A 15012-nucleotide genomic window follows, 5' to 3' on the forward strand; every position below is an offset into this window, starting at 1 on the left:
AACGAAAAAAGCGATATCTTGCCAAGATCAAACGGCTTTGGGGGGATCAAGCGAAATCAGGTTCAGCATTTGTGTAAAGATTTTAGGCGCCGCCGCTAAGACATTGCCTTCTTGCATCCATGTTTGCTCGCCTTGCAAATCACTGACCAAACCGCCTGCCTCGAGTACGAGCAAGCTAGCGGCGGCCATATCCCATTGCTTTAAACCAATGCCGCAAAAACCATCCAGACGGCCAGCTGCGACATAGGCCATATCAAGCACTGAAGAACCCGTACGGCGAACGCCTGCGCAGGTTCTCGTCATCTCAGCAAAACGCCCCGTCAGTGCCGCCTCAGGCCCAGTGGACCCTGGCCAGTAGCCACCAAGCAGTGCATCATAAAACTTGAGTTGCGAGCTGACTCGGATACGACGATCGTTAAGAAATGCACCACCCCCACGGCTAGCGGTGAACAACTCATTGCGTGCCGGATCATAAATGACGGCTTGCGAAATTTGACCGCGCTGCCTAAGAGCAATTGAGATCGCGTAAGTGGGAAAACCGTGAATAAAGTTAGTCGTGCCATCCAGTGGATCAATGACCCATTCGTTATCAGCGGCAACACCTTCGCGTTGCGATCCACTCTGACCAGACTCTTCAGCCAAGAAGGCGTGATCTGGATAGGCGTCGCTGAGAACTTCAATAATGGCGGCTTCCGCGGTACGATCGACTTCCGTGACATAATCTCGGGGGCCTTTGCGTGCGACCTGAAGTCTATCCAGATCAAGGCTGGCGCGGTTAATAATCGTGCCGGCTCGCCGGGCCGCCTTGATGGCGGTATTAAGCATCGGATTCATGTGCGTCTTTCATTTTGTCAGGCTAAAACGGGATTTTAGTTGGTTTCTGATTTTCAACGTGTTCGCTTCGTCATGACCGAACCCAGCCACCCTGGCAACGTGGGGTCGGCTGCTCGTGCAATCAAGACGATGGGCTTTCAGGATTTGGTGCTAGTTAACCCGAAAGCAGACCAAATGTCGACGCAACCCGAGGCGGTTGCGCTGGCCAGCGGCGCCTCGGATGTCCTTGAAAACGCTGAGATTTTTACTAAACTTGCTGAGGCTCTGTCACCCGTCACACTATCTTTCGCTTTGACTGCACGGCCACGTGATCTGGGGCCACCGTCTTGCGATATTCGACAGGCGGCTCTGGTCGTGAAAGCGCATCTCGCCCAGCATCCCGACGGTGTCGTCGCCATGGTTTTCGGGACTGAACGCTCAGGGTTAAGCAATGAGCAAATCGATCTTTGCCATCGAGTTTGCGAAATCCCGGCAAATCCCGCATACAGTTCATTGAATGTGGCACAGGCCATGCAATTAGTTGCCTGGGAGTTGCGCTACGCCCTCATTCACCCAGACATCGCCGTTGCGATGCCTGCTGCACTGGGCAATGGTGAACACAAAGATCCCGGAAGGAAGCCAGCCAGCACACAGGCAGTCCAAGCGCTGATCGCTCACCTTGAACAAGCCCTGATTGAGGTTGAGTTTCTTGACCCAGCACATCCCAAAAAATTGATGCCACGCATGCGGCACTTATTTAGCCGCTTGTCCATGACGCAAGATGAGGTTGATATGTGGCGAGGCGTCTGCACCGCCATGATCAAAACGGCTCGCCGTCGCACCGAGCCTGAGTCAAGCACAGCAGTCAAAAAACCTCCTCACTCAACGGGTTAATCTGTTCATCAGCGGCGCGCTGCGCTACGATGGATTTACCATGTTTAAAACACTTCGCGAAAATGTCGACTGCATTCTCGAACGCGATCCGGCGGCACGCAGCAAACTCGAGATCCTGACCTGCTATCCGGGTCTGCACGCCGTGGTCGCTCATCGACTGGCCCATCATTTGTGGGGAGCAGGATTTTTCTGGCTCGGTCGCGTGGTCTCTCATCTATCCAGAATGTTGACTGGCATTGAAATCCACCCAGGTGCCAAGATTGGTCGTCGTGTGTTCATCGATCATGGTTTTGGCGTCGTCATTGGCGAAACAGCTGAAATTGGTGACGATTGCACCATTTACCAAGGTGTCACGCTTGGCGGCACCAAACTCTACAAGGGCGAAAAGCGCCATCCAACCCTCGGCAAAGGGGTCGTGGTGGGCGCTGGTGCACAAGTGCTGGGTGGCTTCGCCGTCGGCGATGGTGCGCGCATCGGATCAAACGCAGTGGTCGTCAAGCCAGTCCCAGCTGGGGCAACAGCGGTGGGTAACCCCGCTCGTATCATCGAAGCGGATGAGTCAGAGCATGGGCTGAAACCGATGACAGACAACCCCGCCTATGCCGTCGACCCGCGTGGGCCTGACCCAATTTCGCAAGTGATGCAGACCCTCATTGCTCACGTGGCTGAACAGGATGCGCGAATCAATCAGCTATGCCGCACGCTTGAATCGATGGGCTCGCATAAGCAGGTCTTGTCAGAACCGATTGATAAAGAAAAGCTCAATAAGATGGTTGATTAAAAAACCAGATCAAGCCCAGTGATGCGTTTGAGTTCTTCTTGACCCGCCCCCGACACATCATCAACGACCCGCACGATGCCCCCCGCCTCTATCTGAAAGACGGCAACATCGGTGTAGACGCGAGAAACGCATTTCAAGCCCGTGAGAGGATAGGTACACTGGTCAACCAGCTTGCTCTCACCCGCTTTAGTTTGCAATTCCATCATGATGAACACATCTTTTGCGCCGGCAGCTAAATCCATCGCACCGCCGACAGCAGGAATAGCCCCGGGCTCACCGGTCGACCAATTTGCCAAATCGCCCCACCGAGAGACTTGAAAGGCACCCAGCACACAAATATCCAAATGTCCGCCACGCATCATTGCAAACGAATCGGCGTGATGAAAAAAGCTACCTCCCTTTAATAACGTGACAGGTTGCTTACCGGCATTGATCAAATCTTCATCTTCTTCACCTGGGGCTGGTGCAGGCCCCATGCCCAACACCCCATTCTCGCTCTGCAGAAAAATTTCTTTGTCTGCAGGCAGGTAATTGGCAACCTGTGTCGGCAGGCCAATACCCAAGTTAACGATAGCCCCTTCAGGGATGTCACGCGCCAATCTCTCGGCGATTTGTTCTCTGGATATTCTTTTCATGTCAGGCGGCCTTCTTGTTGACGCGAACCACACGCTGAACGTACAAGCTCGGTGTGACGATTGCTTCAGGATCGAGTTCACCGAGCTCAACAATTTCGTCGACTTGGGCGATTGTCAGCGTGGCTGCAGTCGCCATGATGGGGCCAAAATTACGTGCCGTCTTGCGATAAACAAGATTGCCCCACCGATCAGCTTTATAGGCCTTAATCAGTGCCACATCGGCTTTAATCGGGCCTTCGAACACATACTCTTGGCCATCGATGACGCGAACTTCTTTGCCCTCGGCCAATTGAGTGCCGACTGCAGTTTTTGTAAAAAAACCGCCGATACCTGCCCCGCCAGCCCGAATACGCTCGGCGAGTGTCCCCTGGGGCACCAACTCAAGCTCAAGCTTGCCAGCGCGGTACAGCCCATCAAAAACGTGCGAATCTGCTTGACGCGGAAACGAACAAATAATTTTTCGCACCTTACCAGCTGCCAATAAAGCGGCAATACCCGTGGTGCCTGAACCAGCATTGTTGCTGACAATGGTCAAGTCTCTGGCACCCTGCTCGATCAAAGCGTCAAGCAACTCGTGAGCCTGACCGGCGCCACCGAATCCGCCAAGCAACACCGTCGAACCATCTTTCACGCCCGCTAAGGCAGCCTGAACATCGTTTACGATTTTCGAAATCATTTTTTCACCCAAACTAGGTCGTCAGAAAGCATACCGTATCGGCGACGTTTTACCAACCAAGCGTCTACTCGGCCGCCTGGGGTGTCCAGAACGCCTGACTGACGCAGGGCAGATTAGTCAGCTCTTCGACAAGCATTTCGAGCGTTGTATCGGCCACTGAGGTAGCGGAGAGCAAGGCTTTGATTTCGACCTCATCGTCGCCAAAGGCCTCTATCATCAGCTCTTGAATGGGCAATCCCAACGATTTGATCGCTTTCTCAAGGCGTTTCAACGCGTCTTTGCGCAACGACCGGGGCGCGATGACTGTCACCAAGTGATTCACCTCACCTCCTGAAGTCCCCATGGGCTGTCGGTTAATCAGACTAATCACTGGGCGCATGACGGTGTTGGAGGCCAAAATGAACAGCGTTGCCAACACAGCCTCTCCGATCGTGTCACCCCCGGCACAGGCACCGACGGCGCCTGAGCACCAGAGGGTTGCCGCGGTGTTCAACCCTTTGACACCGCCCTCCTCTCGCATGATGGCACCTGCACCGAGGAACCCTATGCCCGACACCACATAAGCAATGATGCGGGTCGCGCCTTCTGGCCCAAGTAATCGATTGCCCAAGTCCACAAACACCGCAGCCCCGACGGCAACCAGAATATTCGTACGCAGCCCCGCGGTTCGTTGGCGATATTGGCGCTCAGCACCAATCAGTCCACCCAGCGTAAACGCCGTGAACAGGCTAACAAAGGTGTCTGTGATCGATACAAGATCAAAATTCTGGATAAATTGCATGAGGTGATGTCTCTGATGGTGGGGTATGTGCGGTGCGTTCGAGGGGCTTTTTCGTGATCCACCGAGTTTAAATCGCTTGCCAGCGAGTCAATGACAACTTTTTTCAAAAAAGTTGTAACCAAAAGAGGGGTTGTACCGAACATCAATCCATGGCTGCTTGAATCAGACGATGATGCCCCCCAGGCGTCACTTACACTCGACGTCGCGTTGACACAAGACAGACCTCAGGCGAACGCAGGATCGACGTTCTCACTCATTATTAAGGATAGAAGCCATGAAAATTTTTGCCAAGACCATCCTTTCTTTGACCTTAACCGCACTCGCCTCTGTGGCGCTTGCTGGTGAAGTCAAGCCTTTCACGCAGCAAGATTTTGATACGTTGACGCAAGCGGGTAAACCCGTCGTTCTGGATATCAGCGCGCCTTGGTGCCCAACCTGTAAAGCTCAAGCGCCTATCGTTGACGCACTCACGAAAGACCCTGCGTATAAAGACGTCACTTTGTTAACCATTGATTTTGACTCTTCAAAGCCCACGCTCAAAACCTTCAAAGTCAGCCAGCAAAGTACCCTGATTGCTTTTAAAGGCGACAAAGAAGTGGCTCGCTCGACTGGCGACACAACACAAGCGGGTCTTGAAAGTCTCTTCAAAAAGTCAGTGAACTAAGATGGATTTTGGTTTCGGGTCTTACGGCTTTGGTTTTTTGGCAGGCCTGCTCTCAACACTGTCACCTTGCGTGCTGCCAATTGTGCCAATTTTGCTGGGGTCCGCAACCAATGCTCATCCACAGGCCCCTCTGGCTTTAGCCGGTGGTCTAGCGCTCTCTTACGCCATCATTGGTACAGCACTGGCGTGGGTCGGTGCAAACTTGGGCTTGGATACGTCAATTTTTCGAACGTTGGGGGCAGTCTTTATTGGCTTGCTCGGCTTGGTGCTGGTGTCATCGAACCTGCAGCAACGTTTCGCCTCAGCCACGGCGGGGATTGGCGACACAGGTAATGGTCTCATTTCAAGCCTGAATCTTGATGGTCTGAGGGGGCAATTTGCCATTGGCTTACTGTTGGGATTGGTCTGGAGCCCTTGTGTCGGTCCCACGCTTGGGGCAGCGGTTGTGCTGGCTAGTCAAGGCGCGCACTTGCCACAAGTTGCCTTACTGATGGGCGTCTTCGGGGTTGGGGCAGCCTTGCCAGTCGTGCTATTGGCCTATGTTGGGCGCAGCGCCATGATGAAAATGCGAGGCAACCTGATGCAAGCGGGCAAATCCGGCAAGACCATTCTCGGTGTCATCATGATCGTGCTTGCTGTCGTCATTCTGTCAGGCTTGGATAAGCCGGTAGAGACGTGGTTAGTGAATGTATCGCCAGCGTGGCTGACGAGCTTGACGACCCGATTCTAAAGATCCGAAACGCGGTCGCTCTGCAAGGGATAAACTTGCGATCTATGAGCGTTAACCGATGGATCGCATGAAAACAGGACTAGACTCGGCAGGTATCGAAAAAACCGATGCTCGGCTCGATGACTCAGGGGATTCTAAACACACCCCCATGATGCAGCACTACCCACGCATGAATTGTTTAGCGTTGTTTTTAAACGGTTTTTGCTTATAAGTCATTCATTACTCCCCCTATAGGCCCCCTAAGAGGCGTAGGTAAAAGACGGCAGTGTGGGGTGATTTCTGGCAGTGTGCGGCAATGGCTGGAAGGGCCATCGAGGGACCAAAAAATAGGGCATATTGGGCGCCCTTTTTGAGTCACAAAGCGACACCCCAACATCGATTCGTTATCGACGTATGAATGCCAAAAACGACCGTGCAAAATGCGCATCAGAATCAAGCTTTGGCTGTCGGCATGACCGCCCATTCAGTGGTGCAGCCCGGCATCTTTCGGTCCTGCTTCATGCCCAAATCCCTCGGGGCCTAACCTTGAAAAACGGCCTAGCGCTTCTGCCCACCGCCGGTCATCAAGGGTTGATCAAATTCGCTGTGTGGTCCAGACAACGAGCGATGTCGTCCTGATCGATCGTTTCGCCATCTTTCGCCTTCAAATCGACACTGACGCCCACGTCGGTCTGCTTCACGTCGATGGAGGCGAGCTTTTCGTGTTGGGTCGACGGGCACGAGCAAGTCCCCGCCGCGCACTTTGCGAACTCCACCAACAACTTCGCTTGTTGCTCAACGGGAACGGCTGCATCAACGCGCAAACCATCGCTGGTCTGACCAACTGAGTATTTCATTGCCATGGAACGCTCCTTCGAGGTTGATATTGCTCCTGCATATCGGTATTCACAATGACTTGCATCAAGTCGGCATCACTGACGACGGATGGCCTTGATCGCGCAGCTTCCAGAGTGGGCGCCATGAACATGCCCCTCGCGACCGTGGCCCAATGCAGGCGTTTTCGCAATTTCAGTCAGTTCATTGAGAATGCCGCAGTGCTGGGCTTCCTGACCGCCCAAGCAGGCTTCGCGCAGGCTCTTGAGTTGCTTCTCCAACTGACGCAGTTCCCTTATCCGCTCGGCCACATGGCCGATGTGCTCGTCCAGGAGTTCATTGACTTCAAGGCAGTTTTCAGTCGGCGCGTCTTTAAACCGCAATAGCACGCGAATCTCGTCCAGCGTCATGTCCAAGCCTCGGCAATGCCGGATGAAGGACAACCGCTCCGCATGGGCATCCCCATAAATGCGGTAGTTCCCGTCGCTGCGCCCAGGCTCGGCAAGAAGCTTTTCTCGCTCGTAAAAACGGATGGTCTCCACCTGAGTATTGGTGAGTGTGGCCAGTTCGCCGATTTTCATAGGAAGTTCCTCATTGAGCTTGACTCTGTAGCGACTACAGGGTTTTAAATACTGTAACTACTCGAATGCCGCATAGCAAGGACACCCCATGAGCCACCCGCATACAGAAGAAAACGACAAAATACACGCCTGCGGGTGCAACCACGGCTGCGGCTCCGAGTCTGTGGCCATCGCCGCCGCCACGCCCGAACCCGCAGGCATACCAGTTTTCCGAATACCGACTATGGACTGCGCGGCGGAGGAGGGAGAAATTCGCCACGCCTTGGCCAAGCTGCCGGGACTTCGCGGCCTGAGTTTTCAACTGAGTGCGAGAACTCTTGCCATCGACGCCCCCGCCGAGTCCATTCCGCAAGCGCTGGCAGCCATCCGTAAGGCCGGATTCAAACCGGTTCCATTGTCAGAGTCCGGGGGGCGTCACGAGGATCATGACCACGGACGTGATCATCACCATGGGCACAGCCATGGCGGCTTTGCGCTTCCCGAAGGCTTACCCCGATACGCCCTCGCGTTGGTTCTAGCCTTTGGCGCCGAATCCATTTCTTTCTTTGCCCCAGATACATTGACCTTTTCAGGCATTGGCATGGCTCTTTCGGCCGCCGCCATTGGATTAGCGGGGTTTTCGACCTATGTGAAGGGCTTGGCCGCGCTGCGCAATCTCCGCTTGAACATCAATGCATTGATGACCGTCGCAGTCACAGGCGCGTTCCTCATTGGCCAATGGCCAGAAGCTGCCATGGTGATGGCTCTGTATGCGATTGCCGAACTCATCGAAGCACGGTCAGTGGACCGCGCCCGCAATGCAATCAAAGGACTGCTGGACATGACGCCTGAGAAGGCTGAGGTCAAGCAAGCCGACGGTTCATGGGTTGAGAACCTGGTCAAGACAGTCGCCATAGGCTCAATAGTTCGGATCAAACCCGGCGCGCGCGTCCCGCTTGATGGTGTCATTGTTGCTGGCTCTACTTCCGTGGACCAATCTCCCGTGACCGGAGAAAGCATCCCCGTTGACAAGGCCATCGGCGACCCCCTGTTTGCGGGCACCATCAACACCACGGGCATGGTCGAGGCAAAGGTCAGCGCAGCGGCCAATGGCACTTTGCTGGCCCGAATCATCCATGCGGTCGAACAGGCCCAAGGATCGCGCGCGCCCACACAACAGTTCGTAGACCGCTTTGCCTCCATCTATACACCTGCTGTTTTTGCATTAGCTTTGGCCGTGTGTCTCCTTACGCCTTGGCTGATGGATTGGACCTGGATGCAGGCCATATACAAAGCACTCGTGCTTTTGGTCATCGCTTGCCCCTGCGCGTTGGTGATCTCCACCCCGGTGACGGTTGTGAGCGGTCTGGCTGCGGCCGCGCGCCGTGGTATCTTGATCAAGGGCGGCGTCCATCTGGAAGGAGCTCGCAAGATCAAGGCGATCGCTCTGGACAAGACCGGCACCATCACTATGGGCAAGCCCAAACTGGTGGCTACCGAAGTTCTGCCTACTGACCAGGTGGAGTCACAAGTTTTGCGCTGGGCATCGGACTTGGCTGGGCACTCTGACCATCCCGTATCCAAAGCGATCGCTCAAGGGTTGGGGGTTCAGGGCAACGGACAGCTCGAAGGTTTCACCGCCTTGCCGGGTCGCGGCATTGAAGCCAAGGCCGATGGCCTTTCATTGATTTTGGGGAATCACCGCCTGATCGAGGACCGTGGGCTTTGCAGCCCGCAGATCGAGGCACGATTGGCCGAATACGAAGCGCAGGGCCGCACGGTCACGATGCTGGCTTCGAGCGCCCAAGTTCTCGCGATCTTCGCAGTTGCCGACACCATCAAGGAGAGTTCGCGCGATGCCATCGCGGAACTTCATGCCCTTGGTGTGGCTTCGGTCATGCTCACGGGTGACAACGTTGCCACTGCCAAGGCCATCGCCAAGCAAGCAGGAATTGACGATGCGCGTGGCAATTTGCTACCCGAGGACAAACTTGCCGCCATTGAGGAGATGCAAAAGCGATATGGCTATGTCGCGATGACCGGTGATGGCATCAACGACGCCCCGGCGCTTGCCCGGTCCAACATTGGTTTCGCAATGGGTGGAGCGGGAACAGACACGGCAATGGAAGCTGCGGACGTAGTCATCATGAACGACGACCTTCGGCGTATTCCCGAGGCCATCCGGCTCTCGCGCAAGACCCAAGCCATTCTTTGGCAGAACATTGCGTTGGCCCTGGGCATCAAGGCGGTGTTCCTGCTGCTCGCATTGTTCAATGGCGCGACCATGTGGATGGCGGTCTTCGCGGATATGGGAGCCAGCCTACTGGTCGTGTTTAATGGACTGAGAGTGCTGCATGCCAAGCCACAAAAATGGCGAGCAGCGATTTGATGGATATTCTCAGGTTGGGATGGGTTGAAGGGCGATCATATAAGTCACTCAGGCTCTGCCGGGCAACCAAGCATTTGAACCATCACAGGTGGTATTTAACTTTCTCTTGTATGGATAGGCCCATATGAACGAAATTGAACTGATGCTTGTCGTAATTGGAATCGCCGCCACAGTGGCATGGGTGTTCTTCATGCATCTCGCACGCATGGTCGTTTGGAGTAGTCGGCCAAAATTAGACTTGTTAAGGTATGCAGTCATCACTGTGTGTCTATTTACGGAAATTGGCGAAACCTTTGAATGGTGGGAGGCCGCTATTCTGGTTGCAGTGAGTGTCATCGCTTATACCTTCGTCAGGAGCCAACGTGCCCGTTTTGAATCCGCCATTCAGAAAATTGCCGCTCGGCGGCGACTCCTCTCACACAAAAGGGGGAAAGAACCGCCCATGGGATCATAAATCGGCATCCCAATCTGCCTTCACTTGAAGCGATTCGCACTGGGTGCGCTGATGCTCGCCAGTTCTAGCCCTGTCTTGTCAATTTCGCTGATCAGCATTGGTGTGATCGCCGTCTGGCGGTGTCCACCCATTCGGCAAACGCCCTGGCAATGGCAAGTTCAGTGACCTGGCCCGCAAGATGCCCTGCCTTTCCAGCGGCTTGATGGCGTTTGTTGCGGCTCTCATGGGGATTCAAGCCTTGATGCAGCTCGCTGCGAACTGAGCCTCTTCGAGTATGATTCGTCCCGTCACTGGGGAGTAGCTTGCCGTCATTCACTGACGGTGCTTACGTCAACATACTTGATCTCGCGATCATGGTGTAAGCGGTTATCCGACTTAGCAAGACCTTTGACCATGAGCTTCCGGTTTGGCCGGGGAGGTTTGTGGTCAATTGTTTTTCGCCTGGCCTGGGAACCTAAAAATGGAAGCTCTACTTACTTCAATGGGCGTCGTCGCCCTCGCGGAAATCGGCGACAAGACCCAACTGCTTGCCTTCGTTCTGGCAGCACGATTCAAGAAACCCCTTCCCATCATCGCCGCTATCTTCTGCGCGACCATCGTCAACCACGGTCTGGCCGGTGCGGTGGGCGCTTGGATCACCTCTACGTTGACCCCAGAGACCTTGCGTTGGGTTGTTGGCCTCTCGTTCATTGGCATGGCCATTTGGACCATGATCCCCGACAAGATCGAAGAGGAGGAAACCCAAGTTGCCAATCACCTGGGAGTCTTCGGAGCGACGCTCGTGACTTTCTCCCTTGCCGAGATGGGCGACAAGACGCAGATCGCCACGGTGGCCATGGCAGCCCATTTCCCCAACCCAGTTATGGTGGTGATTGGAACCACGCTTGGCATGCTGATCGCCGATGTGCCAGCCGTATTTGTGGGCGACCGTTTCTCCAAAAAGATTCCGATGAAACTGGTGCACTCCATCGCGGCGGCAATGTTTGCTGTGATGGGCGTGCTGGCCTTGTTGCAAGTTGACACCTGGATCAAGTGAGATTGCGGTTCAAATCAAAAACTTTTGAACTGCCAGCTTGAATCCCTGCCGCGACGCCAAGAAGCCTATGAAAATTCTTTACCAAGCCTCGTTCGCTCTATTCAGTGGTGCTGGGACTCCAGAATGCTTGGCTAATACAGTCCAAAGATGACAATTCTTGAATCACCGCATCCATTTGCGCGCCTTCGATGGCAGTAGCCGCCAACACGGCTTCTATTTCCACGGCGTCTTCGCCAAAGGCATGAACCACCAAACCCCGCGTCGGATAGTCGGCGGTCTCCAACGCGGATTCAAGCCGTTGCATGGCCTCTTTCTGACGCGTGCGCGGTGCAATGACGTAGACCGTATTGGTAACTTCCACTGCGTTGGTGTCCATCGGCTGGCGATTGATCCGATTGACCACGGGGCGCAGTAATGTGTTGGCGGCCAAGACGAACACCGTCGCCAGGATCGCCTCCACAATCAGGTCCGCGCCCGCGCACGCCCCTACCGCCGCCGAACCCCACAAGGTTGCGGCTGTATTGAGTCCGCGCACATTCCCTTCCTCGCGCATGATCACACCCGAGCCCGGCGCAACCAGCACATTCGTGCGCAGTCCTGCTGTCCGCTGGCGGTATTGGCGCTCCAGGCCGATGATCCCGCCCAAGACAAAGGCAGCGGCAAGGCTGACGCATGTGTCGAGGGCGGACGCCAGATTGAGGTTTTCGACAATTTGCATATTGCTTCCCCAGCCGCTTCACTGCCAGCCAAAACGGCGCGTGTAATACGTCTTCATCATCTGCGTCAGAATCATGTAGCCCACCAACATGAGCGCAAGCAGCGGGAAATACGTCCACGGCAGCTCTTGCATCTTGAAGTAGCCCGCCAACGGCCCCATCGGAATAAAGATGCCTATGGCCATGATGACCAGGGTGGCAACCAACAGCGGCGTGCCTGGCCTGCTTTGCAAAAACGGGATCTTGCGGGTGCGAATCATGTGAACCACCAGCGTTTGGGTCATCAAGCCCTCGACGAACCAGCCCGACTGGAACAGGGTTTGGTGTTCAGCCGAATTGGCGCCAAAGACAAACCACATCATCAGGTAAGTCAGGATGTCGAATATTGAACTGACCGGGCCGAAGAACAGCATGAAGCGGCCAATGTCAGCGGGATTCCACTTCTGCGGTTCAGTGACCAGCTCCTCATCCACATTGTCAAAGGGGATGGCGACTTGCGAGAAATCGTAAAGCAGGTTCTGGACCAGCAAGTGCATGGGCAGCATCGGCAGGAAAGGTATGAAGGCGCTGGCTACCAACACCGAGAAGACGTTGCCAAAATTCGAGCTGGCCGTCATCTTGATGTATTTGAGCATGTTGGCAAAGGTCTTGCGGCCTTCGATCACACCCTCTTCGAGCACCATCAGGCTCTTCTCCAACAGAATGATGTCGGCCGCCTCCTTGGCAATGTCCACGGCTGAATCGACCGAAATGCCGATGTCGGCGGCGCGAAGCGCTGGCGCGTCGTTGATACCGTCGCCCATGAATCCGACTACGTGCCCGTTGGCTTTGAGCATGCGCACGATCCGCTCCTTGTGCGTAGGAGTGAGTTTGGCGAAGATGGAATGCTCTTCGACAGTCTTGGCAAGAGCAGCGTCATCCATGTGTTCGATGTCAGAACCCAACACCGCTGTCTGATCGATCAAACCCACTTCCCGGCAAATCTTGGATGTCACCAGCCCGTTATCGCCAGTGAGCACTTTGACTTTCACACCATGGGCAGCCAAGGCCTCCAAAGCGGGCCGCGTGGTCTCTTTCGGTGGGTCGAGGAATGCGACATAGCCAATCAGAGTGAGGCCCGACTCGTCGGCCACTCCATAAGAGTCTTTCGTCGGCGGCAGCTCTTTGGCTGCGACCGCCACCACACGCAAACCATCTTCGTTGAGGTCGGCTGTCACCTCGCGCACGCGGGCCAACAACTCAGGGGTCAGCGGCTCGTCGGCATCGCCATGGCGCGCCTTGTCGCACACCGCCAGAATCTCTTCCACAGCGCCTTTGCAGATCAGCATGTGATGGTCCTCGTGCTCCGCGACCACCACAGACATGCGTCGGCGTTGGAAGTCGAAAGGAATCTCATCGACTTTTCGGAAATTCGTGGCGGGGTTGAGCTCCCTGTGAACATCGGTGTGTTCCAGAACGGCCACATCCAGCAGATTTTTTAGACCCGTCTGGTAATAGCTGTTCAGATATGCCGCCTCCAGCACATCGTCCGAGTCTTCTCCCCAAATGTCGGTGTGGCGAGAGAGAAAAATCTTGTCCTGGGTGAGCGTGCCGGTCTTGTCCGTGCAAAGCACATCCATCGCTCCAAAATTCTGAATGGCATCCAAGCGCTTGACGATGACCTTTCGGCGAGAGAGCGCCACCGCGCCTTTGGCGAGCGTCGAAGTGACGATCATGGGGAGCATCTCGGGGGTCAAACCCACGGCGATTGACATGGCGAAGAGAAACGCTTCTGTCCAATCGCCCTTGGTGAAGCCGTTGATGAAAAGCACCAGCGGCGACATGATGAACATGAAGCGGATCAAAAGCCATGCGACCTTGTTGACACCCGCTTGAAACTGGGTGGGAGCGCGATCACTGGCAGTCACCCGTTGCGCAAGCGCGCCGAAATACGTGCGCGCGCCGGTGTTCACCACGACTGCAGAAGCTGCACCTGAGACCACATTTGTGCCCATGAAGAGAATGTTTTCCAGGTCCAGGGGATTGCTCGCGTCCAAGTTGCGTTGCGCCGCAAACTTTTCCACCGGGAGCGATTCTCCGGTCATGGCCGATTGAGCGACGAACAGGTCCTTGGCCGAAAGCAAACGGCAATCGGCCGGAATCATGTCGCCAGCCGACAGCATGACAACGTCTCCCGGAACCAAATCGGCGATGGGGATCTCCACGCGCCGCGCGGGCTTGGGATGCAACTGAACCTCGAAATAACGCAGCGCTTCCTCTGCAGCATCTTCGGCCGCATCTCGGCGCAGGACCGTCGCGGTGTTGCTCACCATCGCCTTGAGTTTGTCGGCAGCTATGTTGGACTTGCGCTCCTGCCAAAAGCGGATTGCCACGGAAATCACCACCATCGAACCGATCACGATGGTGGCCTTCATGTCCTCGGTCACAAAGGACACCGCCGCAAGCAGGGTCAGCAGCAGATCGAATGGGGTTTTGTAACAGTGCCACAAGTGCAGCCACCACGGCAGTGACCGTTCCTGTTCGACCACGTTGGGACCGACACGCTCGCGGACCCGTTCCGCCTGGGAGGCGCTCAGACCATCTGAATGGGACTGCAGTCGATCCAGCAGCGCCGCCGGCTCACTTTTGGAAGCGGCCGACAACTCCTGAGCCAGCGAGGGCGGGACCTCGTGAGTGGCCGCGGGGCCGCCGAGCCCTTCAAGCAGGACGAGGCGACGGAAGTGGCGGCCGATGCCGCGCGTGCGGACAAAGCCCGCGAAGAGTTCTTTTACAAAGGACATTGGCATGTTTTTCTCCTTGTTTCGCCGCCGTCCCCATGTGATCAGGACGGCGGCAGCCTAGACGGAAGGTTCATTTGGATATTCAAAGTGAATGGATTGATCAGGCCGCGTCATTTCACGTGCGGCTCAATATTGGGCACTAGGCGCCGGGTTCGGAGCTTGAAGCCCGACCGCGTGGAACGAATGGCCGACCTTTTGTCCGTGCGCCTTCTACCCCCCGGATGGGCGCAATGCGGTGCGTTTTGTTCATGACTACCCCCCCTGCCGTCGCGCATACGCGGCATGGCCGG

The 15012-nt window shown here is 55.5% G+C and carries 17 protein-coding genes and 1 riboswitch; of the genes, 8 read left to right on the forward strand and 9 right to left on the reverse strand.

Annotation, left to right across the window (positions count from 1 at the left end):
- Window positions 1-27: 27 nt before the first annotated feature.
- The gene (locus tag AC1W8Y_RS00595) at window positions 28-834 is read right to left on the reverse strand and encodes an inositol monophosphatase family protein (protein WP_482012514.1); all 807 of its coding nucleotides are present in this window, start codon (window positions 832-834) and stop codon (window positions 28-30) included.
- Between the two features lie 39 nt (window positions 835-873).
- Here AC1W8Y_RS00595 and AC1W8Y_RS00600 point away from each other — a divergent pair, with 39 nt between their 5' ends.
- Both AC1W8Y_RS00600 and cysE read left to right on the forward strand, forming a co-directional pair.
- On the forward strand, window positions 874-1707 hold the full coding sequence (locus tag AC1W8Y_RS00600) for an RNA methyltransferase (protein ID WP_482012515.1): 834 nt from the start codon (window positions 874-876) through the stop codon (window positions 1705-1707).
- A 40-nt stretch (window positions 1708-1747) separates the two neighbouring features.
- Window positions 1748-2488, forward strand: a complete 741-nt coding sequence (gene cysE, locus AC1W8Y_RS00605) for a serine O-acetyltransferase (protein WP_482012516.1) — start codon at window positions 1748-1750, stop codon at window positions 2486-2488.
- On the opposite strand, the gene AC1W8Y_RS00610 is transcribed toward cysE, so the two are convergent.
- From AC1W8Y_RS00610 to AC1W8Y_RS00620, 3 genes are all read right to left on the reverse strand, one after another.
- Window positions 2485-3123: a 3-oxoacid CoA-transferase subunit B gene (locus AC1W8Y_RS00610; protein WP_482012517.1), complete on the reverse strand. Its 639-nt coding sequence runs from the start codon at window positions 3121-3123 to the stop codon at window positions 2485-2487. The two genes, cysE and AC1W8Y_RS00610, sit on opposite strands and share 4 nt — an antisense overlap.
- Window position 3124: 1 nt before the next feature.
- A complete protein-coding gene (locus tag AC1W8Y_RS00615; RefSeq protein WP_482012518.1) occupies window positions 3125-3799 on the reverse strand; it encodes a 3-oxoacid CoA-transferase subunit A in 675 nt (224 codons plus the stop codon).
- A gap of 64 nt (window positions 3800-3863) precedes the next feature.
- Window positions 3864-4580, reverse strand: coding sequence for an MgtC/SapB family protein (locus AC1W8Y_RS00620; RefSeq protein WP_482012519.1), 717 nt, complete (start codon window positions 4578-4580; stop codon window positions 3864-3866).
- A gap of 274 nt (window positions 4581-4854) precedes the next feature.
- On the opposite strand from AC1W8Y_RS00620, the gene AC1W8Y_RS00625 reads away from it, so the two are divergent.
- From AC1W8Y_RS00625 to AC1W8Y_RS00635, 3 genes are read left to right on the forward strand one after another with little or no spacing between them, the layout of a single operon-like run.
- Window positions 4855-5244, forward strand: a complete 390-nt coding sequence (locus AC1W8Y_RS00625; RefSeq protein WP_482012520.1) for a thioredoxin family protein — start codon at window positions 4855-4857, stop codon at window positions 5242-5244.
- A gap of 1 nt (window position 5245) precedes the next feature.
- Window positions 5246-5974 carry a cytochrome c biogenesis CcdA family protein gene (locus tag AC1W8Y_RS00630; RefSeq protein WP_482012521.1) on the forward strand — a complete coding sequence of 243 codons (729 nt, stop codon included), beginning with the start codon at window positions 5246-5248 and terminating at the stop codon, window positions 5972-5974.
- Window positions 5975-6032: 58 nt separating this feature from the next.
- Window positions 6033-6185: a hypothetical protein gene (locus tag AC1W8Y_RS00635; protein WP_482012522.1), complete on the forward strand. Its 153-nt coding sequence runs from the start codon at window positions 6033-6035 to the stop codon at window positions 6183-6185.
- A 352-nt stretch (window positions 6186-6537) separates the two neighbouring features.
- Here the strand turns inward: AC1W8Y_RS00635 and AC1W8Y_RS00640 are convergent, their stop codons facing one another.
- Both AC1W8Y_RS00640 and cadR read right to left on the reverse strand, forming a co-directional pair.
- Window positions 6538-6816, reverse strand: a complete 279-nt coding sequence (locus AC1W8Y_RS00640) for a hypothetical protein (protein ID WP_482012523.1) — start codon at window positions 6814-6816, stop codon at window positions 6538-6540.
- Between the two features lie 69 nt (window positions 6817-6885).
- The gene (cadR, locus tag AC1W8Y_RS00645; RefSeq protein WP_482012524.1) at window positions 6886-7368 is read right to left on the reverse strand and encodes a Cd(II)/Pb(II)-responsive transcriptional regulator; all 483 of its coding nucleotides are present in this window, start codon (window positions 7366-7368) and stop codon (window positions 6886-6888) included.
- A gap of 88 nt (window positions 7369-7456) precedes the next feature.
- Between cadR and AC1W8Y_RS00650 the strand changes: the two genes are divergently transcribed.
- Window positions 7457-9736: a heavy metal translocating P-type ATPase gene (locus AC1W8Y_RS00650; RefSeq protein WP_482012525.1), complete on the forward strand. Its 2280-nt coding sequence runs from the start codon at window positions 7457-7459 to the stop codon at window positions 9734-9736.
- A gap of 124 nt (window positions 9737-9860) precedes the next feature.
- Window positions 9861-10190, forward strand: a complete 330-nt coding sequence (locus AC1W8Y_RS00655) for a hypothetical protein (protein ID WP_482012526.1) — start codon at window positions 9861-9863, stop codon at window positions 10188-10190.
- 78 nt (window positions 10191-10268) lie between these two features.
- Here AC1W8Y_RS00655 and AC1W8Y_RS00660 read toward each other — a convergent pair whose 3' ends face one another.
- Complete coding sequence (locus AC1W8Y_RS00660) at window positions 10269-10415, reverse strand: hypothetical protein (protein ID WP_482012527.1); 147 nt, start codon at window positions 10413-10415, stop codon at window positions 10269-10271.
- A gap of 55 nt (window positions 10416-10470) precedes the next feature.
- A riboswitch (yybP-ykoY riboswitch) is annotated at window positions 10471-10646 on the forward strand.
- A gap of 4 nt (window positions 10647-10650) precedes the next feature.
- Here AC1W8Y_RS00660 and AC1W8Y_RS00665 point away from each other — a divergent pair.
- Window positions 10651-11226 carry a TMEM165/GDT1 family protein gene (locus AC1W8Y_RS00665; protein ID WP_482012528.1) on the forward strand — a complete coding sequence of 192 codons (576 nt, stop codon included), beginning with the start codon at window positions 10651-10653 and terminating at the stop codon, window positions 11224-11226.
- A 97-nt stretch (window positions 11227-11323) separates the two neighbouring features.
- On the opposite strand, the gene AC1W8Y_RS00670 is transcribed toward AC1W8Y_RS00665, so the two are convergent.
- Window positions 11324-11944, reverse strand: coding sequence for an MgtC/SapB family protein (locus tag AC1W8Y_RS00670; RefSeq protein ID WP_482012529.1), 621 nt, complete (start codon window positions 11942-11944; stop codon window positions 11324-11326).
- A gap of 18 nt (window positions 11945-11962) precedes the next feature.
- Window positions 11963-14728 carry a magnesium-translocating P-type ATPase gene (gene mgtA, locus AC1W8Y_RS00675; protein WP_482012530.1) on the reverse strand — a complete coding sequence of 922 codons (2766 nt, stop codon included), beginning with the start codon at window positions 14726-14728 and terminating at the stop codon, window positions 11963-11965.
- Between the last annotated feature and the right edge of the window lie 284 nt (window positions 14729-15012).

Source organism: Jezberella sp. (assembly GCF_964834465.1).

Excerpts from the sequence above, each read along its gene's own strand:
- AC1W8Y_RS00650 (WP_482012525.1), top strand. The coding sequence starts at position 7,457 with ATGAGCCACCCGCATACAGAAGAAAACGACAAAATACACGCCTGCGGG.
- AC1W8Y_RS00625 (WP_482012520.1), top strand. The coding sequence starts at position 4,855 with ATGAAAATTTTTGCCAAGACCATCCTTTCTTTGACCTTAACCGCACTC.
- AC1W8Y_RS00615 (WP_482012518.1), bottom strand. The coding sequence starts at position 3,799 with ATGATTTCGAAAATCGTAAACGATGTTCAGGCTGCCTTAGCGGGCGTG.
- AC1W8Y_RS00635 (WP_482012522.1), top strand. The coding sequence starts at position 6,033 with ATGGATCGCATGAAAACAGGACTAGACTCGGCAGGTATCGAAAAAACC.
- AC1W8Y_RS00620 (WP_482012519.1), bottom strand. The coding sequence starts at position 4,580 with ATGCAATTTATCCAGAATTTTGATCTTGTATCGATCACAGACACCTTT.
- cysE (WP_482012516.1), top strand. The coding sequence starts at position 1,748 with ATGTTTAAAACACTTCGCGAAAATGTCGACTGCATTCTCGAACGCGAT.
- AC1W8Y_RS00655 (WP_482012526.1), top strand. The coding sequence starts at position 9,861 with ATGAACGAAATTGAACTGATGCTTGTCGTAATTGGAATCGCCGCCACA.
- AC1W8Y_RS00670 (WP_482012529.1), bottom strand. The coding sequence starts at position 11,944 with ATGCAAATTGTCGAAAACCTCAATCTGGCGTCCGCCCTCGACACATGC.
- AC1W8Y_RS00630 (WP_482012521.1), top strand. The coding sequence starts at position 5,246 with ATGGATTTTGGTTTCGGGTCTTACGGCTTTGGTTTTTTGGCAGGCCTG.
- AC1W8Y_RS00660 (WP_482012527.1), bottom strand. The coding sequence starts at position 10,415 with ATGAGAGCCGCAACAAACGCCATCAAGCCGCTGGAAAGGCAGGGCATC.
- mgtA (WP_482012530.1), bottom strand. The coding sequence starts at position 14,728 with ATGCCAATGTCCTTTGTAAAAGAACTCTTCGCGGGCTTTGTCCGCACG.
- AC1W8Y_RS00610 (WP_482012517.1), bottom strand. The coding sequence starts at position 3,123 with ATGAAAAGAATATCCAGAGAACAAATCGCCGAGAGATTGGCGCGTGAC.
- cadR (WP_482012524.1), bottom strand. The coding sequence starts at position 7,368 with ATGAAAATCGGCGAACTGGCCACACTCACCAATACTCAGGTGGAGACC.
- AC1W8Y_RS00640 (WP_482012523.1), bottom strand. The coding sequence starts at position 6,816 with ATGGCAATGAAATACTCAGTTGGTCAGACCAGCGATGGTTTGCGCGTT.
- AC1W8Y_RS00665 (WP_482012528.1), top strand. The coding sequence starts at position 10,651 with ATGGAAGCTCTACTTACTTCAATGGGCGTCGTCGCCCTCGCGGAAATC.
- AC1W8Y_RS00595 (WP_482012514.1), bottom strand. The coding sequence starts at position 834 with ATGAATCCGATGCTTAATACCGCCATCAAGGCGGCCCGGCGAGCCGGC.